The sequence below is a fragment of the Caballeronia concitans genome (assembly GCF_001544615.1).
In the GTDB taxonomy this organism is placed as follows: Bacteria; Pseudomonadota; Gammaproteobacteria; order Burkholderiales; family Burkholderiaceae; genus Caballeronia; species Caballeronia concitans.
Genome location: NZ_FCNV02000003.1, coordinates 110,199 through 136,253, shown reverse-complemented (window position 1 = coordinate 136,253; position 26,055 = coordinate 110,199). Strand labels below are relative to the sequence as shown.

The following is a 26,055-nucleotide window of genomic DNA, read 5'->3' as shown; positions in this document are numbered from 1 at the left end:
CAATCGGCCCCTTCAAGAGAAGGATGTACCAGGCAACAGCATGTCGTTCATGGATCAGCCGCGTGCGGGCAATGCTTTCGCACGAGAAGTCATCGACGGCCTGCGCGACTGGCTCGCCACCGATGGCGCCGTCTGGCTGCATCTCTTCAAGACGCTTCTTGCCGCGTTCATCGCGATGGGTCTTGCCATGCGCTTCGAGCTTTCGCAGCCGCGCATCGCGATGACGACCACCTTCGTATTGATGCAGCCATTCTCCGGCATGGTACTCGCAAAAAGCGTCTATCGCTTCGCGGGCACCGCGCTCGGCATGCTCGCGGCGCTCGTACTCGGCGCGCTGTTCGTACAACAAGCAGAACTCTATGCACTCGGACTCACGGTCTGGGTTGCCGCGTGCACGGCGCTTGCTGTGCGGCATCGTCAATTTCGCTGGTACGGCTTCGTGCTTGCGGGATATACGGCTGCGCTGATCGGCGTGCCTGTCGTCACCGCACCCGACCAACTGTTGCTCGCGACGCTCACGCGCGGCGCGGAAGTGATGATCGGCATTCTTTGCTCGAGCGTCGTCAGTGCGCTCGTCTTGCCGCGTCACGCCAGCGCAACGCTCATGACGACGCTTGCGCAACGCGAAGCCAGCTTCAATGCGTTTGCCGCGAGCGTGTTGCGCGGCGGCCTCGAACGCCGGGCGCGCGAACGCCGCTATGCATCGCTCGTCGATGAGATCGTAAGCTTCGAATCGACGCGGCGTGTGGCGGCTTATGAAAACCCCGCGTTGCGCCGTCAACGCACTCTGCTCGCGCAACTCAACAACGCCTTCATGGATGCGTGCGCGCGGTTGCATACGCTCGATCAAGCCATCAAGCGACTGCGCGCGACTGACGGTCATGCCGGGCTGGCGGTCTCCCTCAACGAACTCGCGGACCTGCTCGATTCATCGCGATGCGACGAACATGCGCTCAAGCGCTTTGGAATGGCGCTAAGCGAACGTCTTGCCGAGCCATCGCATATCGACGTCACCACTTGCGTCGAATTGCTTTGCCGCTTTACGAGCGATATCGCTCGTCTCATGCGCATGCGCGCATCCATCGCAAGCGGCGAACAACAACGCTCTTCACGTGACGACCGTGCAGGCCCGCGCTATGCCGCCACCACACACCGCTACGTCGTGGCCGCGACGTTCGTGCGCTCGGGCATCGTCATCGCGGCAGTCGCATGGTTCTGGATCGCGACCGCATGGCCGAGCGGCGGCCTCGCGGTCATCGCGGCGACGCTCGCTTGCGCATTGTCGTCGGCACAGGCGAGACCGGCCAAGTTCGTCACGCAGATGGCGGCGGGCGCGGCCTTCGCAACGATGCTCGGCTACCTTTATCTATGCCATGTCTATCCCGCTATCGACGGCTTCCCGCTCTTGTGCGCCGCGCTCGCGCCGCCGCTTGCAGCAGGCGCTTTCGTCGCGGCGCGTCCCGCTACAGCCGGCTATGGCGTGGGCTTTTGCGTGTTCTTCTGCCTGCTCGCCGCGCCCGACAACGTCATCGTCTACGACCCCGGCCTCTTGCTGAACAACGGCATCGCGATTGTCGTATCGATGCTCGTCGCGGCGATTGCATGCGCCGTGATCGTGCCGCCGCATACGCCGTGGCTCGTCGGCAAGACGCTCGCAGCATTGCGCGCTCAGGCAGCGCTTGCATGCGAAGGAAGGTTGCCCGAATTGAACGAGCGCTTTCATTCGGGCACGCATGATCTGATGTCTCAACTGCTCGGCTTGCTGGCGCCGCGCTCGCGCGAACATCGCAGAGCGCTTGCATGGATGCTCGTCACGCTCGAAGTCGGTCAGGCGATGATCGACCTTCGCATGTTGCGCGCCGCATTGAATATGGATGCCGCGCCCGCGCCGTTGCGCAGCGCGTGGTCATCGTCGATTGCGCAATTGCTGCACGACATCGCGATGCTGTTTCGCGCGCCCTCCACTGTCACGCTGCGTCGTGCGATCAGCGCAGTCGTCTCGTCGATCTTCGCCACCGAGGCATTGCTCGAACGCTTGCATGCACCTCACGAAGCGCGCGACGTGCGGCGCATGCTCGCGTGCCTGCATTTCATCCGCAGCGCGCTTGTCGACCCCAATGCGCCGTTCGGAATGCACCGCTAGGCCGATCCTTCCTCGGCCTGGAAATGTGCCTTCCGCACGCGGCGATTAATTCGCTCGACAGCACATCCTATAGTTCTCTCGTGCCCGAATATCCGACGCATGGCACACGTCAATAGAGGAAATATCATGAAGCCGTTAAAGTTCGTCATTGCCGCAATCATGTTGTCGAGTGCATCCCTCGCCATTGCGCAAACCTCCGCGCCTGCCGCCGACGAGCAATCCACACAAGCGCCGCGTCAGTCACACGACTCGCAGGAATGCGTCGGTCCTGCAAGCTATTGCACCGTATTCTTCGGCGGCAGTTGATTCGACTGCGCTTCGCTATTCGGCGTGCTTGCCCGGCTTTAGCGCGCCGAAATTAGACAAAGCGCAAAGAGTCGCATGGTCAGGAATGGCCTTTAAGCGTTGCGTCTATGAAAACGTCAAGGGATAACTAATAATTGCGCCGTTGCCCGCAAGTCTCTGTCCGCAGTATCCGAGCATCGCGCATTGCCGCGACATCATCGAAGCCTACGCAAGACATACTCGATCAACGCGCCGCATACATGCACGCTGAATGAACCGTGCGCGCCTCCTTGCGCGCCGATCCGTTCCGCATACGACGAGACGCAAATCAGGGCACAAGGCAATCAGTGTTCGTGGAGATATCGATGTTGGATGACCGTATTCGTTGTGCCGCCCTGCGCGGAAAGATCACTTCCGCCGCCGACGCCGCGCAGCTCGTGCGCAATGGCATGCGAGTGGGTACGAGCGGTTTCACGCGCGCCGGCGATGCCAAGGCCGTGCCGCTGGAAATAGCGCGGCGCGCACGCGAGGAAAGTGAGCCGTTGCGCATCACGCTCATGACGGGTGCATCGCTTGGCAACGACACCGACCGCATTCTCACCGAAGCGCGTGCGCTCGAACGCCGCCTGCCCTTTCAGGTCGATGCCACCTTGCGCCGCGCGATCAATCGCGGCGAAGTCATGTTCGTCGATCAGCATCTCTCGGAGACGGTCGAGTTATTGCGCGACAACCGCCTCGGCGCGCTCGACCTTGCGATCATCGAAGCGGTCGCCATCACGGAAACGGGCGGCATCGTGCCCACTACGTCGGTGGGTAACTCAGCAACGTTCGCCGCGCTTGCACAGAAGGTCATCGTCGAGATCAATCTTGCGCAGCCTCTCGCGCTCGAAGGCCTGCACGATATCTGGTCGCCCGCCGCGCGGCCCGGGCGCGCGCCACTGCCCTTGATGCGCGTCGAAGATCGCGTGGGCACGCCTTGCATCCAGATTGCGCCGGAAAAGATCGCGGCCATCGTCATCACGAATCAACCCGACAGTTCTTCTACCGTATTGCCTGCCGACGCGGACACGGCGCTCATTGCCGGCCATCTCGTCGAATTCTTTCAGCATGAAGTGTCGCGCGGGCGTCTGCCTAAACAATTGCCGCCGCTGCAAGCGGGCATTGGAACAATCGCGAATGCGGTGCTGTCGGGCTTCGCGGCATCGCCCTTCGAAGCGCTCACGCTCTATTCGGAAGTACTTCAGGATTCCACATTCGATCTCTTCGATGCAGGCAAGCTCGCGTTTGCATCGGGCGCATCCGTGACGCTATCGGCCAAGCGTCAGGAGCAGGTCCTCAACGATATCGCGCGCTATCGCGATCGCCTGGTTCTGCGTCCGCAAGAGGTCAGCAACCATCCCGAAGTGATTCGGCGCCTCGGTCTTATCGCCATCAATACGGCGCTGGAGGCCGATATCTATGGCAACGTGAATTCGACGCATGTCGGCGGCACGCACATGATGAACGGCATTGGCGGCTCCGGCGACTTCGCGCGCAACGCGTCCTATGCGGTGTTCGCAACGAAGTCCATTGCGAAGGATGGCCGCATCTCCAGCATCGTGCCGATGGTTCCGCATTGCGACCACAACGAGCACGATGTGGACGTCATCGTGACGGAGCGCGGCCTCGCGAATCTCACCGGACTTGCGCCGCGCGAGCGTGCGTTGACCGTGATCGAGCATTGCGCGCATCCGCTGTATCGCGACATCTTGCGCGATTACTATCGCGATGCAGCAGCGCTAGGCGGACACACGCCGCATCGTCTCGATGCCGCGTTTGCTTTACATACGCGCTTCGCTCAAACCGGCTCCATGCTGCCCTGAAACTTACTCTTCGACGATTGCTGCAATGCGAGAGCGTCAAGCTCTCGCAGAGCACGTCAAGCAAGCCGCTTCAAGTGAATTTGGCGCACAATGCCTGAATGTCTTCGCCCGAACATGGGCGGACAGGAGGAGCATCATGACCGCCATTACGTGGGTTGTCGCCGGCGACGGCAACCGCGTCCGAATCTTCGAAACGCGAGGCCTGAAGCTCGATCTGCAACAGATCGAGGACATCAGGAACCCTGCGCTGCGTATGACCGATTCCGTCGATAAAGACCGCGATAATTTCGCCAGAACGGTGGCGGCGTTTCTTGAACATAGCCGCTTGGGTCATCGGTTCGATCGCTTGCGGCTTGCAGTGGAGCCTCAGTTTCTAGGCCTGCTACGCGACCATCTGAGTGGCGAGACGCGCAAGCTCGTTTATGAGGAACGAGGCAATGATGCATCGAAGCCGGACGATCGAGACATGCAGCGGCACCACGAACGGCCTTAGGTCTTTCGCGCGCCGCCAGGCGTTCCCTGAGACGCCATAGCGGCGCGCGCACTTGTTACGCCGGCTTGATGTTCTGATTGCTGCGGAACAGATTGTCCGGATCGTAGCGGCGCTTGACATCGGCAAGCCGATCATAATTCGGGCCATAGGCGGCCTTCACGCGATCGCCTTCATCGCCCGTCAGGAAATTCACGTAGACACTGCCGATTGCATGCGGCGTCATCGCCGAGAACATGTCGCGCGCCCATTGCGTGCACTTCTCGTCATCGGCGGCTTCGGTCCATCGGCCATGAATGTTGATCGTATAAACCGAATCGCGATTCGCGTACGCGGTCGCATCCACGGGAACGCGGTTCGTCTGCCCCGCCATCGCGCCGATAAAGACTTCGCAATGCGGCGACGGCACCGCTAGTACCGCCTTCGTGAGAATGTCGAAGGTCTCGTCGGAGAGGCGCGCAAAGTTATGCGACTTCCAATAATTGCGCGCGCCCGGTGTAAGCAATGGATCGAAAGCCTTTTGCCATGCAGTGAAAGGCATGGGTCCGAGATGTTCGCCATACGGCGTGCCGAACGAGCGCACCGGTTCGAGCGCCTTCGGGCCGTCCTCGAGCGCGCCGATATAGCAGCAAGCGAGTGCGATCACCGGCTTGCCATGCACACTCTCCGGCAAGAACGGCAAAGGCGGTGCGAGGCGCATGACCGCCCATACGGTCATCTCATCGGGACTGGCCTCGATGAACTCGCGATAGCGAGGCAACACCTGATCTGCCTGCTCCAGCGGATAAACGACGAGCCCGCCATACACTTGCGGCCCCACTTCGTGCAGGCGAAATTCGAACAGCGTCACCACGCCGAAATTGCCGCCGCCGCCGCGTAACGCCCAGAACAACTCAGGCTCCGACTCCGCGCTCACACGCCGCCACTTGCCATCCGCCGTGACGATGTCCGCAGCGACAAGGTTGTCCACCGTCACGCCGTACTTGCGACTGATCCATCCAAAGCCGCCGCCAAGCGTGAGACCGGCAACGCCTGTCGTCGAGTTGATGCCGAGCGGTGTCGCCAGTCCGAATGCCTGGGCTTCGTGATCGAAATCGGATAGCAACGCACCCGGCTCGACATACGCCCGCTTGGCTTGCGGATCGATGCGCACGGATTTCATCGCGGACAGATCGATCATCAACGCGTCGTCGCCGACCGCGCTTCCGGCGATGTTGTGCGCGCCGCCGCGTATCGAGAGAAGCACGCCGTTTTCGCGGGCGAACGCGAGCGCGGCGATGACATCGGCCGCGCCCGCGCAACGCACGATCAACGCCGGGCGCCTGTCGATGGTGGCGTTCCAGACCTTGCGCGCTTCGTCGTAATCGGAATCGGCCGGGCCGATGACACGGCCGCGCACCGCTGTCTTGAGGGTATCGATTGCTTCGACGGGGATGTTGTTCATGGAAGACCTCGCTGCATGAGAACGCGCCGCGACGTGCCCGACCCTGCCAATTGGAACGCTAGCGCGCGAGGATTCCGCTTCTGTTACTTGTAGTTTGGACAAATGGTCACAGGCTGCTTCGAGCAAAGCGGAACAAGGACGGCGGACAACGAAGTCCGCTCGTTGATTAAAGGTCCGACATTGCGGAATGTAAAGTGCGGCGCCCGCCAAATTACGCGTTGCATCTAGCATGCATCGGCCAAGTTTTCCGATCGCTGCCTTTCGCACTTCGGCATCGCTAAAAAGTCAGTGACTTCTGCTTACGCGCTTAAATGACTCCGGCATTTGGGACCGATTTGCCAAGAAATGTTGAATGTCCTTACACCAAAGCGACAGCGGTCAACGTGCGATCAACGCAGCCGTTTGTGTGGCATGCAGATCATCCCGACCTGCTTCTTTAAATGAAGGCCGTTCCATGACGAAGAAACTGTTTGCCGCCACTCTCATTGCTTGCCTTTCGGCGGGCGCGTATGCCAAGTCGCACGATTACAAGCACTACGAGCAACACGAGCGCAAAGAGCAACACGAGAAGTTCAAACTCGAGCAACGTGAACAGCGCGATCGCCACGAAGTGCGCGACGAACACAAGCGCGCTGAAGAGATCGCTCATCACGACGCAGCGCCGGGCAACGCGCACGTCGAGTTCCATCACGACGGTGCCAATGGCGTGCAATTCACGCACTAAGCTGCCTGGTTGAAGCGCCGTAAAGGAAGCGAGCGTCGTTCGGCGCTCGTTTCCTTCGCAGGCACACAATCTGCATCCGCCGACGCCTGATGATTACGTCAGGAGCCCGGCATGAAGAATCCCTGGACGAAGAAGAATCCTTTCCTGAGCATGTGGCTTTCCGGAGCCAATGCAATCGCGGGATCGGCGCGCGGGCATGCGACTGCCGCCGCCAAGCGTCAGGCGACTACTGCTGCCCGGCAATCGCAAAAGCAAGTGGTCGACTTTTGGACCGCCGCGATGGCGCCCCCAAAAACATCGCGGCGAAAAAAACGTCGTTAGCGAATTCGATTAGTCATTGAAAGCGCCGCCGCCAGTCGGAAAGTCGATCGCGCCCTTATCCGAAAAGCTCGCGCCGCCGAACGCGCCGCCTGCAAGCCGGCCACGCACCGCATAGGCAACCCGGGTCGATGCATCGCCGCTTGCCAGCCCCAGCGCCTGCCGTGCCATCGACCACGCCGATACCGTCACGGGCACCGATAGCACCGCCTCACCGAAACGCGGCACCGTGCCACGCTGCGGACTCACGCCGCTTGCAAACGGGCGGCCATTGAGATCGAGATCGAGTGAAACGCCGTCGAAATCGATCGGCGCGTCGTTCGGGTTTTGCACGCGCAGTTTCACCGCGAAGCGCATTTCCAGGCCTTGTCCTTCGAGCGGTTCGATGCCCGCGACATTCACGCGCATGGGCTCGCGATTCAGGAAGCCCGCGCAACCGCCGAGCGTCATCATGGTGACGAATACGAAAAGCGTAACGAACAACCGGCGAAGCACGTGATTCGATTGCATGGGCGACATCCTGTTTCTGTTTGGCATGAAGAAAGCAGCGGACATTCTAACGACGCGAACCTTTAGACAATCACTCAGGCGCGCAACGCGTGAAGCAGCATGCGGCCATACTCATGATGAAACCAGATACCATCGGCGACATAAAGCGCCGCCATCCACGCCCCGCCGACAATGAACAGATCGCAATGTCCGCTCGTCCATAGCTTGAGCGAATGACGGCCGGCAATCCACGGCACGCCGAGCGGATTCGGCCAATCCGCCAGCAGATGCATGATGCCGCCGCAAGCAAAGCCGAATGCGAACGGCACGGCGGGATGCTGCCCGAGGAAGTGCCAGCTCAATGCAAACAGCGCGGCCCAGCCGATGCCCCAATGCGTCAGCGTTCGATGCGTGATCCACAGCTTGCGCTTTCTCGTCCACCACGCCACTTCAAGCCAATCGGGCGCGGTTGCGCCCACCACGCCTCCAAGGACCGCAAGCGCGCATGACAAATACCCTGCGCTTGCCGCCTTGCTGACGAGGGCTGCCGCAATAATGCCCGCTGCCCATCCGGTCGCATGATGGGCCTTACTCGATGCCATGTGAACCTGCCTTGGAACGCTTGCAAAAGAAACCGCGCATGTTCGCACGGCGCCCGCATTCCTGCTGCACGTGGATACATAAACTTACGCAAATGCAGGGGGCGGAAACTCACTTTCGCGCACATCGCGGGCGAGGCGGCGCGCCTATGACTAAAATGATTGGAAGCACTGTTGCGCAGCGGGCCAGCGTAACCGATACCTTAGACCGTCTTTAGATGACAACGCCGTCATGCAACACCTGAAATACCTGAGCGCCTATCCGAACACGCTGCAGGACAAGGTGCGCCGTCTCATCGCCCAGCAGCAGCTCGGGCCATACCTCGACGCACGCTATCCGAACCGACACTCGGTGCAGTCGGACCGCGCGCTCTATCAGTACTGCACCGACCTGAAGAATGAATTTCTACGCGTGGCGCCTGCCATCGACAAGGTCTTCTACGACAGCAAGCTCGACGTGCTGCGCCACGCGCTCGGCCTCCACACCGCGATTTCGCGCGTGCAAGGCGGCAGACTCAAGGCGAAGAAAGAGATACGCGTCGCATCATTGTTCAAGGACACGGCGCCCGAGTTTCTTCGTATGATCATGGTCCACGAGCTTGCGCATCTGAAGGAAAGCGAGCACAACAAGGCGTTCTATCGACTGTGCGAAACGATGCAGCCCGGCTACCATCAGATCGAATTCGATCTGCGGCTTTATCTCACGCATCGTGATTTGATTCGCACGAAGACCGACTAACGGCAGACCACGCGAGCGCCGCTGCATAACCCTCGGGCGCTTCGATCGATACGGCTTCGAATGCCCCCGCTTCGGCCGATACCGCATAACGCACGCCATTGCGCGGCAAGACGGAAAAGCTGGTCATTGTTAGTGCTTTTCCGCCGATGCCTTCGCCGTGCGCCTTGAGCAACGCTTCCTTCGCCGTCCAGCACGCAAGGAAAGCGCCGCTATGTTGAGCTTCCGGCGTAGCGTCGATAACGCGCTTGTCCGCGTGGTGCAGCACCGAGGCTTCGAGTTCGCGCCAGTCGAACGACGGCCGCGCTTCTTCGATATCCACGCCTACGCGCCGCTTGAATGAAATGGCGATCAATCCATGCGCGCCCGAATGCGACACGTTGAAGTCGGGGGCATGAGGCATTGCGAGTGAAGGACGGCCGTTTGTATCGACGTCGAGCTGGAGCTGCGGCGGCTCGATATCGAGTTCGGCAGCAAGCAAACGGCGCAAACATGCTCGCAGGGTGATGAAGCGCGCGGCATCCTCATGACGCATGAAGCGATGCGCCCGCGCGATTTCATTCGCGTCGAGCAGTCCCGCGCCGGCCCCTTCGAGCGGCGCATCGAGATCGATATCGACGCGCCACACATGCACGTCCGCGGGCGCATCGACTGCAAGCGAGTGCATCTGCATTCGTATTACGTTGCCGCGTATTGCGCTTCGCCGTTTCCGAAGGACCAGTTTTCCTTCTTCACTTCGACGAGACCGATAAAGACGTCTTCGCGACGTAATTCAAGGCGCTCGTGCAGGCCATCGGCGACGGCTCGATAAAACGCGCGCTTCTTTGCCAGATCGCGCCCTTCGTTCAATGTCACTTGAATAATGATGCACTCGTCCGTGCGCGTAATGCCGAGATAACCGCGATCGACGATGAAGTCCCCCGCGCCGTGTTCCGCGACGATTTGAAAGCGGTCATTTTCCGGCACATCGAGCGTGGCGCGCATGGCGTCGTACACCACTTCCCCAATCGTCGCGCGATAAGTCGCATCCTTTCCCTGCATCAAATCGATTCGAACGAGCGGCATCGGTTTTCTCCTTCATGCGTGGCGATATCGCGGATGCAATCGCAAGCGAGGCACACCATCCGCGTCCAATATGACGACCGCATTCTGTTCGAATGCGATCATGAGTTCATCTGCGGTCTCTTTGTCGGCGCCGAGCACAAGGAGGCTCGTTTCGGCTTTCCATGCGCCCTTCGGATCGATGCCCGCGCCCGGCAACGCGTGCAGTCCCGTTTGCGCGACGAGCGCGGCGAGCGCCTGCTGCCTCGTGGCGTTTTCGTCTTGCTCCAATGTTCGTCCGAATGGATTGAATGCCGTCACGAACACGGCGCCCGTCACATCATGCCGCGCTAGCAGCGACGCGGCAGCGTCATTCCTTGTGTCGATCATCATGTCGATTGGCGGCTCATCGTCGATGCGATAAATGGCCGAACGATAGGCGGCGAGCGTCTCAACGGGAATCGAATGCACCGGAAAAAGTGGGTTCATGGCGACACGTTACCCAAACACGCAGACGCACGCAAACGCAGCCTTGAAGCGCCGGACATTGCCTATACTGAATTCAGCGTCTCATGCGAGGAGGATGCCATGGCACGCAAATTCATCGATTGCCGCGAGTTTCCAAGCGACACGAATTGCACGGTGGCGCTGTCCGCCGACTCCGAAGACGAATTGATGGAAGCCGCCGTGCAACACGCGGTAAGCGTTCATCGGCATGAAGATTCGCCGGAATTGCGCTCGGCGCTCAGAAAGCTCTTTCATGACGGCACGCCGCCAATCGACAGGCCAAGCGCATAACCTATAAGTAACGCATTAACCGAGTTCGAAAGTCGTCACGCCGAAGACATGATCGAGCGGCGCCGCGAGTGGCGCCCGCGTGTACATGCGCGCCGTTTCGAAGACGCTCGTCATGTCGTGCTCGATCGCAAGCGCGACGGCTGACGCATTGCTTTCGGGCACATCGAGAAAGACAGTCTCGCCTTTAATCGATGAAACGAGCCTTTGATACAGCGCGCGTGCAATGCGTAAGTCATCCGCGAAGAGCGGTCCGATCTTGTATCCGCTACGGCAGCGGCGAATCACGCCGTATCCGCGCACTTCATCGCCATCGAGCGCGGCGAATGCCCGCGCGTGCTCTTGCGTGAGCCACGCGCGCAGGAATGCCTCGCGCACTGATATGAAGCAGCGCGTGTCGTAGGCGAGCAGGCGATCGAACGGCACGCTCGACGCATTCACAACGGTCATATCCGCCAACGATTCGACGCAATCCGCCGCAACGCCTCGATAACGCACGTTGCGATACGCCAGCACGAAACCGGATTTGCGGTAGTTGGCTTGCTGCGCAATGACTCCATCCAGCCCGACGTTACGCTCGCCCAGATACGCCATTCCTTCATTCCACAAGCGCATGCCCAGGCCTTTGCCGCGCCATTCCTGCCGCACGATATATAGGCCGATGAAGCCGAACGCGTTGTCATAGGCCACAGCGGAAATGCAGCCGATGGGCTCGCCGTCCCATGTGCCCATGAAAAAGCCATGCGGGTCGGCGGCGAGAAAACAGCGGGCATCGTCGATGCCGGGATTCCAGCCTTCCGCCGCCGCCCAGTCGAGCGCCGTGCCGAGATCGGCCAGACTCATGCGGCGGATGGCGAAGCGAGCGTTATCGGGAGATACGTGGAGGGAAGCAGATGACATGCTGCGCGCCTTATTCGAATGGGCGGTGCATGCAGTGTCGAGCGTTTGCGAGTCGGGGAAAAGGTGAGAAGGAGGAAAGGAGAAGAACGAAGCGATTGAAGGACGACTATCGCTTCGCCTAGGTGCAACCGGGACGGCGTTCGCTGCGGCTGAAGCTCTGGCGCGAGCGCCAGTCTTCCGAGCGCAGGACCTGTTCGCCGTCCTCGCGCGCTTCGTCTTCCGAGTCGAAACCCTCGTCGCTATAGGCGACCACTTTCATGCCGCCGCCGGCTGCGCGTTCAATGGTGATGCCCCAATGCCACCCGCCTTCCTGATGGAAGACGTGTAGCGTTGGGTTAGACGATGCGATCAGTTCCATAAATGCGGCTCCTGCAAGTGACATTCATCTGGCTACTGCTCTGCCTCGACGAATGCTCCTGCTTACGGGCGCTTCGTTAGCCCTTTGTAGGGCAGTAGTTTCATGCGGCATTGCCGGCTACTCAAAGTATCATAGTCAACCGATTGCTGCGTCGCAACACGGGCTTTCCCCAGCGTGGCGTCGATGAAACGCTCAGCGTGAAAAGTGATAACGATCGCAGTCATTCGCTACCAGATGTAACGAGATCGTCGACGCATCTACAAGCGCCGCCGACGTGACCACCTCTTGTCTAAGCAAACCGCGTGTCTGATCAATCAATAGGCAGCACAGGCCTGCTGAACCGGATTCGCCAGAGCCGATTCATCGCGGTTTACCCTGAAAGTCGACGTTCTGTCGCCTAGAATGAGTAGACCCGCCCTTAAGCGACCACAAGGGGATCTTCATGAAACTTCTTTCCCAACTCATCCTCGGTGCGCTCGCCGCTTGTTGGGCAGCATCCACTTTTGCGCAACCGCTTTCCGATAATTCGCCCAAGACGCGCGAACAAGTGCGGCAGGAAACGCTCGCGTGGTTCGCGGCGGGCTACGACCCTGCCGACTGGGTGCATTATCCCGAGAATGCAATCCGGGCAAGCCGCGTGCTGGCGCAACAACGCGCACCGCAAGGCCAGCATCAGGGGCTGGGTAACAACGCATATTGAGCGGTTGCGCGTCGAGTCGCGCACCGGACGATTGCGTCTATGCGCGCGGCTTCTCGCCGCGCAGGATGCGCCGTGCAATGCTCCATCGATGCACCTCGGAAGGGCCATCGTAGATGCGGAATGCACGCATGTCCGCGAAGATTCGCGCCACCACGGTCTCATGCGTGACGCCCTGCCCGCCCAGCACCTGCACCGACCGATCGACGACGCGCCACAGCGCTTCCGACGACACCACCTTCGCAATGCTCGATTCGTGCTTGCCGAGCACGCCTTGATCGAGCACCCAGGCGCAATGCCATATAGCGAGGCGCGTAATGTGCAAATCCATCTCGTTGTCTGCAAGCATGAAGCCGACGCCTTCATGTTCGCCAAGCGTCTTGCCGAAAGCCTGACGCCGGCGCGCATGTTCGCTCGCGACATCGTGCGCACGACGCGCCGCGCCTAGCCAGCGCATGCAGTGCGTGAGGCGCGCGGGCGACAGACGCACCTGCGCATAACGAAAACCTTCGCCCGGTTCGCCGAGCACATTCGCGGCGGGCACGCGCAAGCCTTCGAAGCGCACGACGCCGTGGCCGCCGGGAAAACAGGTATCGAGCGAATCCATCGAGCGCTCGATCACGATGCCTTCGCTCTTCATATCGGCGAGAAACATCGTCGCGGGGCCGTCCGCGAATTTCGCCATGATGATCGCGACCGCCGCGCCTTCCGCGCCCGTGATGAACCACTTGCGGCCGTCGATCACGTAGTCGTCGCCGTCGCGCGTGGCGATGGTCTGAAGCATCGCCGGGTCCGCGCCCGCACCCGGCGGCGGCTCTGTCATGCAAAAGCACGAGCGAATCTCGCCCGCGGCCAAAGGCCTGAGCCAGCGCTCTTTTTGCTCTGGCGTCGCGATGGCTTCGAGCAGATGCATATTGCCTTCGTCGGGCGCGGCGATATTCAACGCCACCGGTCCAAGCGGCGAATAACCGGCTTCTTCGAAGAGAATGGCTTTAGCGACGTGTCCCAATCCAAGCCCGCCGAAGTCCGGTGAAACATGACTCGACAGCAATCCCGCCTTGCGCCCTTTCGCGATCAGTTCCGCGCGTAAAGCCTCGTTCGGGCCATGCGGCGTGCAGCGCGGATCGCGTTCGCAAGGCACGATTTCATCTGCAATGAACGCGCGCACGCGTGCTTGCAATTCAGTGAGTTCGGGCGTAAGCGAAAAGTCCATCAGTTATCCCTCGTGTTCGTTGGATTCAGGCGAGCTTAGCGGGATACGCGCGTTTCGTCATTCATCGTATTCGCTGTATTTGCGGGCATCGCCGCGAACCTTTTGCGCCGGATACTTCGTGCGATTGATCGCCATCTTTTCCAGGAGCGCGCTGTGAAGATCGACATCGAGTGAATCTGCGAGCATCAAGAGATACGCGAGCACGTCGGCCATTTCGTGGCGAATGGCCCGCAACTTGGCGTCGTCGAGCTCGTCTTTATTGCCGGTTGCAAGCCACGTGAACGGCTCGAGCAACTCACTCGCCTCGACGCTCAGCGCCGCCGCGAGATTCTTGGGCGAATGAAAACGGCTCCAGTCACGCTCGCTGACGAATTCACGCAGCAGATCGCGCATGGCCAGCAACTCACTTGGCTTTTGATGATCCATATCGATTCAACTCACTGCGCGGGATAAAGGCCCAGGGTACGCGCGTGCAGACGTGCCAGGCCCAGCAGCGCATCGGTGAAAGGCGTGGGCACGCCGGTCATTTCGCCGAGTTCTCTGACCGATGCGACGAGCGCATCGAGTTCCACCGCCTTGCGCGCTTCCACGTCCTGCAGCATGGATGTTTTCATCGCGCCGAGCTTGAGCGTGACCGCATGCCGGTCTTGCGGCTCCTGCTCGATTGGAATGCCGAAACGCGCGCCGATTTCCTTCGCTTCCAGCATGATACGAGTGACGAAGCCGCGCACGAGTTCGTCGCCGAGAATGCGATCCGTCGTGGCGCCCGTGATGGCGCTGATGGGATTCATCGTCATGTTGCCCCACAGCTTGAACCACACGTCGCGCTGAATGTGCGGCGAGTGCGACGCATCGAAACCCGCCTTCGCAAAGAGCGATACGAGCGATTCCACGCGCTCACTCTGCTTGCCGTTTGCCTCGCCGAGAATGAGGCCCTTGCCCTGATGATGCCGAATGACGCCCGGCGCTTCGATGAAGCAGCTTGCATGCACCACGCAGCCGACCGTTTGCGCGACAGGAATTGCCGATGCAATCGCACCATGCGGGTCCACCGACGATAGGCGCTTGCCGACGAACGCTTCGCCCAGGCCTTCGCAGAACCACCACGGCACGCCGTTCATTGCGGTCAGCACGATCGACTGTTCGCCGATGAGCGGGGCGATATGCGCGGCCACCGACTCCATCGCCGGCGCTTTGACCGCTACCACGACGAGGTCTTGATCGCCCAGATAGGCGGGCGACGCGCTCGCTCTGACTTGCACGGTATGCGTCGCGTCTTTCTCCGCGAGTTGCAGACCGCGTGTCTCGAGCGCGTCGAGCGTCGCGCCGCGTGCCACCACGCTGACGTCGCACCCTGCCTGCGCGAGCTTCACGCCGATCCATCCGCCGATTGCGCCTGCGCCGTATATGCATACCTTCATCGTGCCGTCCTCGTGAGGAACCGTGAAGCGCTCATTGTAAGAGCAGCCGCGCACTTTGCACGCGCGGCGCATTCGATCGAATCTAGGCGCTGAAAAGCGCTTTTCAAGAGCCTGATGGCGAATAAAAAATCGCGTTGAAAATACGTTGTCCGCTATTGAAACGATAGTCCGCGCTCCTATTTTCGATGCAATGGCAGCGGCAATGAACGCTGTCTCAATCGATCAACTTATCCGCGTTATCGGAGGCTGAACCATGAGTGACTTTTACTTTGGCGGCGACCTGTTTCAGGAACTCGACCGCATGCAGCGGCAAATGTCGACGCTATTCGGCAATCTCCCTTCGAGCATTCGTTCGAGCCGCACCGATGTCTTTCCGCAATTGAATATCGGCAGCACCGACGACGCAGTGGAAATCGTCGCGTTTGCACCGGGCGTGGATCCGGCATCGCTCGAAGTGACCGTCGACAAAGGCACGTTGACGATCAGTGGCGAGCGCAACGGAGAAACCTTGCCCGAAGGCGCGCGCACGTACGCGAAAGAGCGCTTCACGGGCAGCTTCCGCCGCGTGATCGAATTGCCGCAAAACGCGGACGTCGACAAGGTCCAAGCGCGTTATGAAAACGGCACGCTGTCCATTACCGTCGGCAAGCGCGAAGCGTCCAAGCCGCGCGCCATCACCATTCAGTAATAGAAGACCCGGGAGCAGATCATGACCGAGAATACCCAGATCGCACAACGCAACGAAGGCGAAGTCACTCGCGAGACCGAGGACACCGCGCGCCGCCCGGCGATCACGCCCGCCGTCGATATCGTCGAGGACAGCCACGGCATCACGCTATGGGCAGACCTGCCCGGCGTGCCGCGCGACCGGCTCGACGTGAAGGTGCACGACGCACGGCTCTTTATCGAAGCGGAAGCGGTCGTCTCCGCGCAGGCCGGCTTGCGCGTGCATCATGCCGAAGTGCGCGCGCCGCGCTTTGCCCGCGCGTTCACCGTCAGCGATGACTTCGACACCACGAAGATCGACGCGAATCTCACGAATGGCGTGCTCAAGCTGACCATTCCGCGCCGCGAAGAAGCGCGTCCGCGTCGCATCGAGGTACGTGCGAACTAAACGTTCTGCCTTGAGCATCGAATGGCCGCGTGAATCGCGGCCATTTTTTTATTCGGCTCAAGCGTCCCTTTATAATTCTTTAGCGTCGGTTTAAAAATATTCGAATTCATTGCTAAAAAGGGAAGAGACGATCGTGAATAAGCTGTTGAAGGTGGTGTTGGGCTCCATGCTGGCCGTATCCATCGGCGCGCACGCAAAAGACTGGTCGACCATCCGCTTCGGGGTGGACGCGAGCTACCCGCCGTTCGAATCGAAAGCGCCGGACGGCACGCTCGTCGGCTTCGATATCGATGTCGGCAACGAACTGTGCCGTCGTCTGAATGCGAAATGCGTGTGGGTTGAAAACGCATTCGACGGCATGATTCCGGGCCTCAAATCGCGCAAATTCGACGGCGTGCTCTCCACCATGTCCATGACGCCCGCGCGCGTCAAGCAGATCGCCTTCTCCAGCAAGCTCTTCCATGTGCCGACGCGTCTCGTCGCGCGGCGAGATTCGAAAATCCAGCCGACGGCGGAATCGCTCGCGGGCAAATCGGTGGGCGTCGAACAAGGCTCCATGCAGGAAACTTACGCCAAAGCGCATTGGGGCGCGAAAGGCGTGACGGTCGTATCGTATGCGGATCAGGATCAGGTTTATGCGGATTTGCTGACCGGACGACTCGACGCATCGCTGCAAAATGCGGTGCAAGCCGAACGCGGCTTTCTCGATACCCCACGCGGAAAACCCTATGACTTCGCCGGTCCCGCGCTCGAAGACAGCGCGATTTTCGGCCCCGGCACCGCTATCGGCCTGCGCAAGGAAGACACCGATCTGAAGGAAAAGCTCGACGGCGCGATCGCCGCGATGATCAAGGACGGCACGTACAAGCGCATCGAAAAGAAGTACTTTGACTTCGACATTTACGGCGAGTGACGTGTCCGTTTTTCTCCGACGATAACGCCGTCTCTTAACGGGCACTGTCGTAATTTCACGAACGCCACGCTGAAAATTACACGCTCAAACGCGGTGTTTTCGGCGTCGCGCGGAAGGCCGCCATCGGCATGGTGTTTGCATGAGGTGGCGGCACATGGAGAACTGATTCCGGGGATATCATGCATCACTCGATCGAACCTCACGAGCTTGGCAAGATCGACCTCGCACGCTTTCAGGTCGTGCAGGTTTCGGATGGCACGCACACCGTGGTGCTCTGGGAAGCCCCCGAGCCGGATGATGCGATGCCGCTGCATATGCAAGCAGCGACTCTCACCATTCGTCTGTGCGATCCGCTTAATCCCGTGCGCAGAAAAGATGTATGCGAGCGCTTGCAGGCGCATCTCGCCGCATCGCGGAATAACAAGCGCACGACGCGTCAGCAAGCACTTGCGCATCGCGCGGGCGCGCACGCCGCCGCTTGATTCGCTAAAGCGATTTGCCCAGGAAATCCCAGAGCGCATCGTCGACGGAATAAGGTACATTGAAGCGGAAACACGCGCTCGGCGCATCGCCCGGACGAAAGTATGACCCGGGCGCAAGCCAGATGCCGTGCTCGAGCGCGCGCGTGGCGACATCGCTTGCGTCGGACGGATCGATAGGCAAAGACGCCCACACGAACAGACCCGCACGCGGACGGCGGAAGAGCGACACGCCCAGCGCATCCATGCGCGCTTCGACGAGCGCGTGCGCGTCCTTCAGCTTGTCCACCACGAATTCGACGTGGCGCGCATAACGCCCTTCCGTCAGCACTTTTTCGACGATGCGCTCCGTCGCCTCCGACGACGTCAATCCGACCGCCATCTTCGTGCGCGCCAACTCGCGCAGCACGTCGCGCCCGGCGACGACATAACCGCATCGCAACGAGGGCGTGATCGTCTTTGCAAAGCCGCCGACATACAGCACGCGATTGAGCCCTTCCATCGCCGCGAGCAGGGGCGCACCGGGCGGGGCAAGCTCGCGGTTCACATCGTCCTCGACAACCCACAGGCCGTGCCGCTCAGCGATCTGCATCAGCCGGAACGCGGACGCCATGCCGAACGTCGCACCCGTCGGGTTCTGCAAGGTCGTATTGAGAAACACGGCCTTCGGTCGATGCTCGATCACGATGCGCTCGAACACGTCCGTATCGATGCCCGCCTCGGTGCGCGGCACGCCATGCACGTCGAGACCGGCGAGCTTGAGAATCTGCAGCAGATTGCAGTAGCCGGGATCTTCGACGACCACCGCATCGCCGGGGCGCAGCAGCGTTCGCACGATGAGATCGAGCGCCTGGGTCGCGCCCGCCGTCAACAACACGTTCGATGCGGCATCCACGGGCAAGCCGTATCGGTCCAGTTGTTCGGCAATGCGCTCGCGCAGCGGCGCGAAGCCGTACGGATGCCCGTAATCCGCGATGCGCGCGGCGGGCACGCGGCTCATCGCGCGCAACGCATGCTGCAGGCCGCTCTCGTTGACCCATTCGTTCGGCAGCCAGCCGCAGCCGGCCTTGATCGGCACCGAATGATCCGCGAAGACATCGGAGAGCAGCCACGTCGCGGTGAGGCTCGGCGGCTGCCACTCGACCGCGCGCGACTGTTCGCGATGACCGCGCTGCGCCACGCGATACCCCGATCCGCGCCGCGCGGTGACGAGCCCCATCGACACGAGGCGGCCGTAGGCTTCGGTCACCGTGAAGGTGCTCAGGCCCTGATCGTCGGCAAGACGGCGCACGGAAGGCAGCAACGCGCCCGCGCGCAAGGTCTCGCCTTCGATCGCCGACGAGAACGCGCGCACGAGTTGTTCGACGAGCGTGGGCCCCTGCCGCGAGCCGCGTTCGAGCTTGAGTTCGATCATGGTGTCCATCGCCGATTGCCGGCCAGCACAGTTTGCAGCATTTTGCCAGCACAGTTGGCAGCGCAGTGAAGCAACTGTATATGCAGCGTGATTTTGTTCGGAATAGAGTGACCGTTCTTCCCTGGAGACCCGTTATGAATGCTCGCCCCGTCATCGACGATCTGTCGTCGTTCTGGATGCCCTTCACCGCGAATCGTCAGTTCAAAGCCGCGCCGCGCCTGCTCGAGAGCGCGAAAGGCATGTACTACCGTTCGACCGATGGCCGCGACGTGCTCGACGGCTGCGCGGGGCTCTGGTGCGTGAACGCGGGCCATTGCCGCGACGAGATCGTCGATGCCGTGCAGAAGGCGCTCGCCACGCTCGACTTCGCGCCGACGTTCCAGATGGGTCATCCGCTTGCATTCGAAGCCGCGTCGAAAGTGGCCGCGCTGATGCCCGAAGGGCTCGACCGCATCTTCTTCACGAACTCGGGCTCCGAGTCTGTCGATACCGCGCTCAAGATCGCGATTGCGTACCATCGCGCGCGCGGCGAAGGACAGCGCACGCGGCTCATCGGACGCGAGCGCGGCTATCACGGCGTGGGCTTCGGCGGCATTTCGGTGGGCGGCATCGCGCCGAACCGCAAGACGTTCTCGGGCGCGCTGTTGCCGTCGGTCGATCATCTGCCGCATACGCACGATCTCGCGCACAACGCGTTTTCGAAGGGACAGCCCGCGTGGGGCGAGCATCTCGCGGACGAACTGGAGCGCATCGTCGCGCTGCACGATGCATCGACGATTGCGGCCGTCATCGTCGAACCGCTCGCGGGTTCCACCGGCGTGCTCATTCCGCCCAAGGGCTATCTGCAAAAGTTGCGCGAGACCTGCACCAAGCACGGCATTCTTCTGATTTTCGATGAAGTCATCACCGGCTTCGGACGTCTCGGCAAAGCCACCGCGAGCGAGTTCTTCGGCGTGACGCCCGATCTCATCACGATGGCGAAGGCGATCAACAACGCCACGATTCCGATGGGCGCGGTCGCGGCGCATCGCAAGGTGCACGACGCGATCGTCGATGCTGGCGCGGCCAACGCCATCGAACTCTTTCACGGCTACACTTACTCCGCACATCCGGTGGCGACCGCGGCGGCCGTCGCCACGCTCGATCTCTACGTGCGCGACAAGCTGTTCGACCGCGCGGCGTCCAAGGCGCAGAAGTTCGAAGACGCGGTGCACGCGTTGCGCGATGCGCCTTACGTCAAGGACATCCGCAATCTCGGGCTGGTGGCCGGCATCGAACTCGAATCGCGCGATGGCGCACCGGGCGCGCGTGCCTACGAGGTCTTCGTGAAATGCTTCGAAGCGGGCGTGCTCGTGCGTTATACGGGCGACATTCTCGCGTTCTCGCCGCCGCTCATCATCGAGGACGAGCAGATCGATCACATCTTCGGCACCGTGCGCCGCGTGCTCGCGAGCGTGAAGTAATCTGAGACGATCGCGCGTGTTCATGAGACGCGCGCGCATTCACGCCGGCGACGTGTGCTCCTACAGTTGAGCCATGCCATGCAGATGGCCAACCAACGAGTCAGGAGCACACCATGTCACGTCTTTCTCAAGTCAACGTCAACGAAGCAACGGGCAAGACCGCCGAACTTTTCGGCGGTATCAGGAAGGCGATGGGACGCGTGCCGAACGCGTACGCGACGATCGGCACGCATAGCCCCGGCGCGCTCGGCGCCGCGCTCTCCAACGATGCCGTGCTCGCGCGCAGCAGCCTCGACAAGGCCGATGCCGAAGCGATCAAGCTCGCCGTCAGCGAACTCGCGGGTTGTGACTACTGTGGTGCGGCCCATACGGTCGTCGGCAAGATGGTGGGCCTCACGCAAGCGGAAACGCAGCAGATTCGCGCGGGCGATGCGACCGGCAATGCGAAGCGCGATGCACTCGTGCGCTTCGTGCGGCATGTGGCGGATTCGCGCGGCACCGTGGATGCTCGCGTGCTCGCCGATGTGCGCGAGGCCGGCTATTCGGAAGCGCAAGTCATCGACGCGCTGTTCGCGATGAGCGTCATCCACTTCACGAATCTCGTGAATCGCGTGAACGATACGACGCTGGACTTCCCCGCGCTCGTTTAAGCGGCGTCGCCGGCTTTTCCCTTGCTGAAGCGTTCGATCACCGCGCTCACCAGATCGATCGGCACGGGGAAGACGATCGTGGAGTTCTTGTCGGAGGCGATCGTCGTCAGCGTTTGGAGATAGCGAAGCTGCATTGCCTGGGGCGCCTGCGCGAGCATTTGCGCCGCCTGCAGCAGCTTTTCCGATGCCTGCAATTCGCCTTCGGCATGAATGATCTTCGCGCGACGCTCGCGCTCGGCTTCGGCCTGCCGGGCGATCGCGCGGATCATCGTCTCGTTGATGTCCACGTCCTTGATCTCCACGTTCGATACCTTGATGCCCCACGCGTCGGTCTGCGCATCGAGCACGCGCTGGATGTCGCTGTTCAGGCGCTCGCGCTCGGACAGGAGTTCATCGAGTTCGTGCTTGCCGAGAATCGCGCGCAACGTGGTTTGCGAAAGCTGGCTCGTCGCCTCCAGAAAACGCGCGACCTGAATCACGGCCTTCTCCGGATCGACGACGCGAAAGTACACCACGGCATTCACCTTCACCGAGACGTTGTCGCGCGTGATGACGTCTTGCGGCGGCACGTCGAACACGACGGTGCGCAGGTCCATGCGCACGACCTGCTGCACGACCGGAATGATCAGCACGAGCCCCGGCCCTTTCACTTTCCAGAAGCGCCCGAGCATGAACACGACGCCGCGTTCGTATTCGCGAAAGATGCGCACCGCCGACGCCAGAATGAAGATGACGAACGCAATGACGACGCCGCTAAAGCCGTAAGTAAGCCCCATGTTCCTCGCCTCGTTAAGCTGCCTGCTGACGTTGATCTTCGAGCGGTTCGACGGTGAGCGTGAGCCCGTCGCGCGCGACGATCCGCACGCGCGCACCCGCGCCCGGCAGCGAACGCGCGCCCGTCGCCTGCACGCGCCAGCGTTCGCCGTGCACGCGCGCCCATCCGCTCGCGCCGCCGTCGTCCAGCATCACGCCGATGCTGCCGAGCATCGCCTCAGCGCCGCTCACGACCGGCCGCCTGCGCGCCTTCAACGCGACGCCGGACACCGCGAACACGAAGAGCGCGGTGATCGCCGCGAGCGCGAGCACGACGCCGATCGGGATGCCGAAGCCGGGCACGTCGGTATCGATCAGCATCAGCGCGCCGATGGCGAACGCCACGATGCCGCCGATGCCGAGCGCGCCGAACGTCGGCAAGAACATCTCCGCGACGAGACAGCCGGTGCCGAGCAGGATCAGACCGAGGCCAACGTAGCTGATCGGCAGCAGTTGCAGCGCGAACAGGCCGACGAGCAGACAGATCGCGCCCGCCACGCCCGGCAGCACGAAGCCGGGATTCGCGAACTCGAAGAAAAGCCCGTACATGCCGATCATCATCAGAATCAGTGCGACGCTCGGGTTCGTGATGGCCGCGAGAAAGCGGCTGCGCCAGTCCGGCTCGACGGCGACGACGGGCGCCGTGCGCGTCGCGAGGACGCGTTCGCCGTGTGCCGTGCGCACGTGCCGGCCGTCGACTTTGGCGAGCAGATCGGGGATATCGGTTGCGGTCAGGTCGATCACTTTCTGCGCGAGCGCCTCGTTCGCCGAGAGCGCGACGGCCTCGCGCACCGCCCGCTCCGCCCACTGCTCGTTGCGGCCGCGCAATTGCGCGAGACCGCGAATGTAGGCGGCGGCGTCCTGCATCGCCTTGCGCGATTCGGCCGACGATGACGCATCGGACGCCGGGCGGTCGCCGCCGCCCATGCCGAGCTGGATCGGCGTGGCCGCGCCGAGATTCGTGCCGGGCGCCATCGCGGCAATATGACTCGCATAGACGATGTACGTCCCCGCGCTCGCCGCCCGCGCCCCGCTCGGCGCGATGAACGCGGCGACCGGCACCGGCGACGCCAGCATCGCCTGGATGATGGAGCGCATGGAAAGATCGAGGCCGCCCGGCGTGTCGATGCGCAGCACGACGAGTTGCGCGCGCTCGTCGGCGGCGCGGGCGAGCGAGCGCACGACGAAATCCGCGCTCGCCGGGCCGATCGCGCCCGACAGCGGAATCACGACGACCGGCGCGGCGGCGTCAGCCCGAAGCGCGCACAAGCCGAGCGCGGCCGCCAGCAGGAGGCGTCGGACGAACAGGCGCAGCCAGTCAGCGCGATTCGTTGTCATCGGTCATCGCCGGCCACAGCCGGCGTCGCTCACGGTCTCGCTTTCAGATTAGGCGATAGAACCGTCGTGCGGTCGATGATCTTCTCGACATCGGCCGTCTCGCCCAGTTCGGCGGCGAAGCGGGCCTTGTCGAAATCGCGCGACACGCAGCCGTCGATATAGATGAAGCGGCGCTGCAGCGTGAGCCACAGGCTCGTTTTCTCGCGCCATTGCAGCGATGCGTTCAACGCGCTCAGGCGGCGCGTCACGCTTTCGGCGATTTCCTTGTCGTATTCGTAGCTGTTGGAAAGACGGCAGCGCCCCGCGATCCAGCAGCTATTGCCGCGTTCGATGCGGTAATGCGCTTCGTCGAGCCATTCCTGTTGCGTTTCGAACGGGCCGCGCGGCGCGGGGCAATCGGGAATGGCGTTCGATACGTGCAGGAAAGGATCGTTGCCGCGATTGGCGAGCGGTTCGTCGGCGCGAGCGATCAGCGAGAAAAGCGCGAGAGCGAGCACGCGCGTTGCGTTCGGAATCGGCAAGAATGAGCGCATGGGGCGCGTCGTCCGTGAACCCGCACTCGGGAAGCATAGTCCATCAAGCTGAACCCTCCACTCGCCACGCAATACGAGATCGACATGAAACAGGCACTCCACCACTTAAGGCTCGCCACGCACGCGCGCGGGCTGCACGAAGTCACGCGCGAAATAGATCGCTGGATCGACATGCAGGACATCCGCACCGGTCTCCTGACGGTGTTCTGCCGGCATACGTCGGCGTCGCTGCTGATTCAGGAAAACGCCGATCCCGACGTGCGCGCCGACCTCGAACGCTATTTCGAGACGGTCGCGCCCGAAGCGCCGGGCCGCTATATCCACGACGCCGAAGGCCCCGACGACATGCCCGCGCATCTGCGCACCGCGCTCACGAACGTGCAGCTTTCGATTCCCGTCGAAGCCGGGCGCATGGTGCTCGGCACGTGGCAAGGCATTTATGTGTTCGAGCATCGGGCGTCGCCGCATGACCGAGAACTGGTGTTGCATCTGATCGGCGAGTAACCTACTATACGCTCCGCGTACATTTCGGAGCGTCGCCGTGACCCAGCAACAAACCGTGCTTCGCGACGCCATGCGGCGTCTCAACATGACTCGCGACGCGTTCGCCGCGCGCATCGGCGTGTCGCGGAGGGCGCTCGACACGTGGCTTCTGCCGGACGAGTCGCCCGAATCGCGCGCCATGCCGGAAATCGCGGCGCGCTACGTCGGCGAAATTCTGGCACGCATGCCCGAAGGCAGCGCGTCTACGCAGAGCGCATATCCCATCGAATTCGAAGGCCGGCCGCAACTGCTGTCCATCGACCAGTTTTCGCGCGAATCCGCCGAAGCCCTTTTCCGGACGGCGGACATGATGCAGCCCATCGCGCGCCGCCGGAAAATCACGCGCGTGCTGGAAGGCGCGGTGCTCGCCAATCTGTTCTTCGAGGCGAGCACGCGCACCCGCGTGAGCTTCGGCGCGGCGTTCTGCCGCTTGGGCGGTTCCGTGTGCGATACGACCGGCTTCACGTTCTCGTCGATGGCGAAGGGCGAGTCCATCTACGACACGAGCCGCGTCATCAGCGGCTACGCGGACGCCATCGTCGTGCGGCATCCGGAGCAAGGCTCGGTCGCGGAGTTCGCGCGCGCGACGAACATTCCCGTCATCAACGCGGGCGACGGCCCCGGCGAGCATCCGAGTCAGGCGCTGCTCGATCTATACACCATCCAGCGCGAGTTCTCGCGGCTCGGGAAGATCGTCGACGGCGCGCATATCGCGATGGTCGGCGACCTCAAGTACGGGCGCACCGTGCATTCGCTCGCGAAGCTGCTGTCGCTGCACAAGGGGCTGAAGTTCACGCTCGTTTCGCCGGCTTCGCTGGAAATGCCGGCGCATATCGTGGAGCGCATCGGGCGCGGCGGGCATGTGATCGAACAGACGAGCGACCTGCGCGCGGGCCTCGCGAACGCGGACGTGGTCTATGCGACGCGCATCCAGAAAGAGCGGTTCGCGGATGAATCGATCGAAGGCTATACGCCGGATTTCCAGATCAACCGCGCGCTCGTCGACGATGTCTGCGGACGCGACACGCTCATCATGCATCCGCTGCCGCGCGACAGCCGGCCGGGCGCGAACGATCTCGCCACCGATCTGAATCACGATTCGCGGCTCGCGATTTTCCGTCAGACCGACAACGGCATCGCGGTGCGCATGGCGATTTTCGCGGCGCTATTGGGCGTCGAGAATCAGGTGCGGCATTCCATGCGCGACGCGACGTGGAAGTCGCCGGCATCGGTCGGACCGGACGACGCGGTGTTCCACGGGTTCGATTGATGCGCAACCG

General features: G+C 61.8%; 32 protein-coding genes. 17 read left to right on the top strand and 15 right to left on the bottom strand.

The genetic code is table 11. The annotated features are described in order from the left end of the window. Nucleotides 1–40 precede the first annotated feature (40 nt). The 4 genes from AWB72_RS10200 to AWB72_RS10185 all read left to right on the top strand — a co-directional run bounded on the left by AWB72_RS10200 (nt 41) and on the right by AWB72_RS10185 (nt 4,783). Nucleotides 41–2,143, top strand: a complete 2,103-nt coding sequence (locus tag AWB72_RS10200; protein WP_040052086.1) for an FUSC family protein — start codon at nt 41–43, stop codon at nt 2,141–2,143. Between the two features lie 126 nt (nt 2,144–2,269). Beyond that, complete coding sequence (locus AWB72_RS28470; protein WP_143754621.1) at nt 2,270–2,449, top strand: hypothetical protein; 180 nt, start codon at nt 2,270–2,272, stop codon at nt 2,447–2,449. 344 nt (nt 2,450–2,793) lie between these two features. Continuing rightward, a complete protein-coding gene (gene scpC, locus AWB72_RS10190; RefSeq protein WP_040052330.1) occupies nt 2,794–4,290 on the top strand; it encodes a succinyl-CoA:acetate CoA-transferase ScpC in 1,497 nt (498 codons plus the stop codon). A gap of 136 nt (nt 4,291–4,426) precedes the next feature. Next, on the top strand, nt 4,427–4,783 hold the full coding sequence (locus AWB72_RS10185; protein WP_040052329.1) for a host attachment protein: 357 nt from the start codon (nt 4,427–4,429) through the stop codon (nt 4,781–4,783). Between the two features lie 55 nt (nt 4,784–4,838). Here AWB72_RS10185 and AWB72_RS10180 read toward each other — a convergent pair whose 3' ends face one another. After that, nucleotides 4,839–6,224, bottom strand: coding sequence for an FAD-binding oxidoreductase (locus tag AWB72_RS10180; protein WP_040052084.1), 1,386 nt, complete (start codon nt 6,222–6,224; stop codon nt 4,839–4,841). A 352-nt stretch (nt 6,225–6,576) separates the two neighbouring features. Here AWB72_RS10180 and AWB72_RS10175 point away from each other — a divergent pair, with 352 nt between their 5' ends. After that, nucleotides 6,577–6,948 (top strand): hypothetical protein, encoded by a 372-nt coding sequence (locus AWB72_RS10175; protein ID WP_143754606.1) that lies wholly within the window; start codon nt 6,577–6,579, stop codon nt 6,946–6,948. Between the two features lie 111 nt (nt 6,949–7,059). Next, the gene (locus tag AWB72_RS10170) at nt 7,060–7,269 is read left to right on the top strand and encodes a hypothetical protein (protein ID WP_084593038.1); all 210 of its coding nucleotides are present in this window, start codon (nt 7,060–7,062) and stop codon (nt 7,267–7,269) included. 9 nt (nt 7,270–7,278) lie between these two features. Here AWB72_RS10170 and AWB72_RS10165 read toward each other — a convergent pair whose 3' ends face one another. Beyond that, nucleotides 7,279–7,776, bottom strand: a complete 498-nt coding sequence (locus tag AWB72_RS10165) for an LEA/WHy family protein (protein WP_052450053.1) — start codon at nt 7,774–7,776, stop codon at nt 7,279–7,281. Nucleotides 7,777–7,850: 74 nt separating this feature from the next. Continuing rightward, nucleotides 7,851–8,357: a metal-dependent hydrolase gene (locus AWB72_RS10160; RefSeq protein ID WP_040052082.1), complete on the bottom strand. Its 507-nt coding sequence runs from the start codon at nt 8,355–8,357 to the stop codon at nt 7,851–7,853. 229 nt (nt 8,358–8,586) lie between these two features. Here AWB72_RS10160 and AWB72_RS10155 point away from each other — a divergent pair, with 229 nt between their 5' ends. Then, on the top strand, nt 8,587–9,093 hold the full coding sequence (locus tag AWB72_RS10155) for a YgjP-like metallopeptidase domain-containing protein (protein WP_040052081.1): 507 nt from the start codon (nt 8,587–8,589) through the stop codon (nt 9,091–9,093). Here AWB72_RS10155 and AWB72_RS10150 read toward each other — a convergent pair. Genes AWB72_RS10150 through AWB72_RS10140 form a run of 3 tightly spaced genes read right to left on the bottom strand, consistent with a single transcriptional unit; the run spans nt 9,056 to nt 10,620 of the window. Continuing rightward, a complete protein-coding gene (locus AWB72_RS10150; RefSeq protein WP_244285576.1) occupies nt 9,056–9,757 on the bottom strand; it encodes a 4'-phosphopantetheinyl transferase family protein in 702 nt (233 codons plus the stop codon). The genes AWB72_RS10155 and AWB72_RS10150 overlap by 38 nt on opposite strands. Before the next feature lie 11 nt (nt 9,758–9,768). Further along, nucleotides 9,769–10,155 carry a tautomerase family protein gene (locus AWB72_RS10145; protein WP_040052079.1) on the bottom strand — a complete coding sequence of 129 codons (387 nt, stop codon included), beginning with the start codon at nt 10,153–10,155 and terminating at the stop codon, nt 9,769–9,771. Nucleotides 10,156–10,167: 12 nt separating this feature from the next. Then, nucleotides 10,168–10,620 carry a DUF3293 domain-containing protein gene (locus AWB72_RS10140; RefSeq protein WP_052450029.1) on the bottom strand — a complete coding sequence of 151 codons (453 nt, stop codon included), beginning with the start codon at nt 10,618–10,620 and terminating at the stop codon, nt 10,168–10,170. A gap of 99 nt (nt 10,621–10,719) precedes the next feature. Between AWB72_RS10140 and AWB72_RS10135 the strand changes: the two genes are divergently transcribed. Then, nucleotides 10,720–10,929: a DUF1059 domain-containing protein gene (locus tag AWB72_RS10135; RefSeq protein ID WP_040052078.1), complete on the top strand. Its 210-nt coding sequence runs from the start codon at nt 10,720–10,722 to the stop codon at nt 10,927–10,929. 15 nt (nt 10,930–10,944) lie between these two features. Here the strand turns inward: AWB72_RS10135 and AWB72_RS10130 are convergent, their stop codons facing one another. Both AWB72_RS10130 and AWB72_RS10125 read right to left on the bottom strand, forming a co-directional pair. After that, on the bottom strand, nt 10,945–11,826 hold the full coding sequence (locus AWB72_RS10130; protein ID WP_040052077.1) for a GNAT family N-acetyltransferase: 882 nt from the start codon (nt 11,824–11,826) through the stop codon (nt 10,945–10,947). Nucleotides 11,827–11,944: 118 nt separating this feature from the next. Beyond that, nucleotides 11,945–12,184 (bottom strand): hypothetical protein, encoded by a 240-nt coding sequence (locus AWB72_RS10125; RefSeq protein WP_040052076.1) that lies wholly within the window; start codon nt 12,182–12,184, stop codon nt 11,945–11,947. Between the two features lie 442 nt (nt 12,185–12,626). Between AWB72_RS10125 and AWB72_RS10120 the strand changes: the two genes are divergently transcribed. After that, nucleotides 12,627–12,884 (top strand): DUF4148 domain-containing protein, encoded by a 258-nt coding sequence (locus AWB72_RS10120; RefSeq protein ID WP_040052075.1) that lies wholly within the window; start codon nt 12,627–12,629, stop codon nt 12,882–12,884. Nucleotides 12,885–12,921: 37 nt separating this feature from the next. Here AWB72_RS10120 and AWB72_RS10115 read toward each other — a convergent pair whose 3' ends face one another. From AWB72_RS10115 to AWB72_RS10105, 3 genes are read right to left on the bottom strand one after another with little or no spacing between them, the layout of a single operon-like run. Continuing rightward, the gene (locus AWB72_RS10115) at nt 12,922–14,094 is read right to left on the bottom strand and encodes an acyl-CoA dehydrogenase family protein (protein WP_087128059.1); all 1,173 of its coding nucleotides are present in this window, start codon (nt 14,092–14,094) and stop codon (nt 12,922–12,924) included. Nucleotides 14,095–14,151: 57 nt separating this feature from the next. Next, the gene (locus AWB72_RS10110; RefSeq protein ID WP_040052073.1) at nt 14,152–14,520 is read right to left on the bottom strand and encodes a nucleotide pyrophosphohydrolase; all 369 of its coding nucleotides are present in this window, start codon (nt 14,518–14,520) and stop codon (nt 14,152–14,154) included. Nucleotides 14,521–14,531: 11 nt separating this feature from the next. After that, the gene (locus tag AWB72_RS10105; RefSeq protein WP_040052326.1) at nt 14,532–15,515 is read right to left on the bottom strand and encodes a 2-dehydropantoate 2-reductase; all 984 of its coding nucleotides are present in this window, start codon (nt 15,513–15,515) and stop codon (nt 14,532–14,534) included. Between the two features lie 253 nt (nt 15,516–15,768). On the opposite strand from AWB72_RS10105, the gene AWB72_RS10100 reads away from it, so the two are divergent. The 4 genes from AWB72_RS10100 (at nt 15,769) to AWB72_RS10085 (ending at nt 18,024) form a co-directional block, all read left to right on the top strand. Next, nucleotides 15,769–16,203: an Hsp20/alpha crystallin family protein gene (locus tag AWB72_RS10100; protein ID WP_040052072.1), complete on the top strand. Its 435-nt coding sequence runs from the start codon at nt 15,769–15,771 to the stop codon at nt 16,201–16,203. Nucleotides 16,204–16,224: 21 nt separating this feature from the next. Beyond that, nucleotides 16,225–16,629: an Hsp20/alpha crystallin family protein gene (locus AWB72_RS10095; RefSeq protein ID WP_040052071.1), complete on the top strand. Its 405-nt coding sequence runs from the start codon at nt 16,225–16,227 to the stop codon at nt 16,627–16,629. A 133-nt stretch (nt 16,630–16,762) separates the two neighbouring features. Continuing rightward, nucleotides 16,763–17,542, top strand: coding sequence for an ABC transporter substrate-binding protein (locus AWB72_RS10090; protein ID WP_040052070.1), 780 nt, complete (start codon nt 16,763–16,765; stop codon nt 17,540–17,542). A gap of 179 nt (nt 17,543–17,721) precedes the next feature. After that, nucleotides 17,722–18,024: a hypothetical protein gene (locus AWB72_RS10085; protein WP_040052069.1), complete on the top strand. Its 303-nt coding sequence runs from the start codon at nt 17,722–17,724 to the stop codon at nt 18,022–18,024. Between the two features lie 4 nt (nt 18,025–18,028). On the opposite strand, the gene AWB72_RS10080 is transcribed toward AWB72_RS10085, so the two are convergent. Then, on the bottom strand, nt 18,029–19,435 hold the full coding sequence (locus AWB72_RS10080) for an aminotransferase-like domain-containing protein (RefSeq protein WP_040052325.1): 1,407 nt from the start codon (nt 19,433–19,435) through the stop codon (nt 18,029–18,031). Nucleotides 19,436–19,569: 134 nt separating this feature from the next. Here AWB72_RS10080 and aptA point away from each other — a divergent pair, with 134 nt between their 5' ends. Beyond that, the gene (aptA, locus tag AWB72_RS10075; protein ID WP_040052068.1) at nt 19,570–20,898 is read left to right on the top strand and encodes an omega-aminotransferase AptA; all 1,329 of its coding nucleotides are present in this window, start codon (nt 19,570–19,572) and stop codon (nt 20,896–20,898) included. A 113-nt stretch (nt 20,899–21,011) separates the two neighbouring features. After that, on the top strand, nt 21,012–21,548 hold the full coding sequence (locus AWB72_RS10070) for a carboxymuconolactone decarboxylase family protein (RefSeq protein ID WP_040052067.1): 537 nt from the start codon (nt 21,012–21,014) through the stop codon (nt 21,546–21,548). Here the strand turns inward: AWB72_RS10070 and AWB72_RS10065 are convergent. Genes AWB72_RS10065 through AWB72_RS10055 form a run of 3 tightly spaced genes read right to left on the bottom strand, consistent with a single transcriptional unit; the run spans nt 21,545 to nt 24,232 of the window. Further along, nucleotides 21,545–22,324 carry a slipin family protein gene (locus tag AWB72_RS10065; protein WP_040052066.1) on the bottom strand — a complete coding sequence of 260 codons (780 nt, stop codon included), beginning with the start codon at nt 22,322–22,324 and terminating at the stop codon, nt 21,545–21,547. The genes AWB72_RS10070 and AWB72_RS10065 overlap by 4 nt on opposite strands. 13 nt (nt 22,325–22,337) lie before the next feature. Next, a complete protein-coding gene (locus tag AWB72_RS10060; RefSeq protein ID WP_040052065.1) occupies nt 22,338–23,699 on the bottom strand; it encodes an NfeD family protein in 1,362 nt (453 codons plus the stop codon). A gap of 29 nt (nt 23,700–23,728) precedes the next feature. Continuing rightward, nucleotides 23,729–24,232, bottom strand: coding sequence for a hypothetical protein (locus AWB72_RS10055; RefSeq protein WP_052450028.1), 504 nt, complete (start codon nt 24,230–24,232; stop codon nt 23,729–23,731). A gap of 84 nt (nt 24,233–24,316) precedes the next feature. Here AWB72_RS10055 and AWB72_RS10050 point away from each other — a divergent pair, with 84 nt between their 5' ends. Both AWB72_RS10050 and AWB72_RS10045 read left to right on the top strand, forming a co-directional pair. Next, nucleotides 24,317–24,736, top strand: a complete 420-nt coding sequence (locus AWB72_RS10050; RefSeq protein WP_040052064.1) for a secondary thiamine-phosphate synthase enzyme YjbQ — start codon at nt 24,317–24,319, stop codon at nt 24,734–24,736. 70 nt (nt 24,737–24,806) lie between these two features. Beyond that, entirely contained in the window at nt 24,807–26,045 is a 1,239-nt protein-coding gene (locus AWB72_RS10045; RefSeq protein ID WP_052450027.1) for an aspartate carbamoyltransferase, read from the top strand. Nucleotides 26,046–26,055 lie beyond the last annotated feature (10 nt).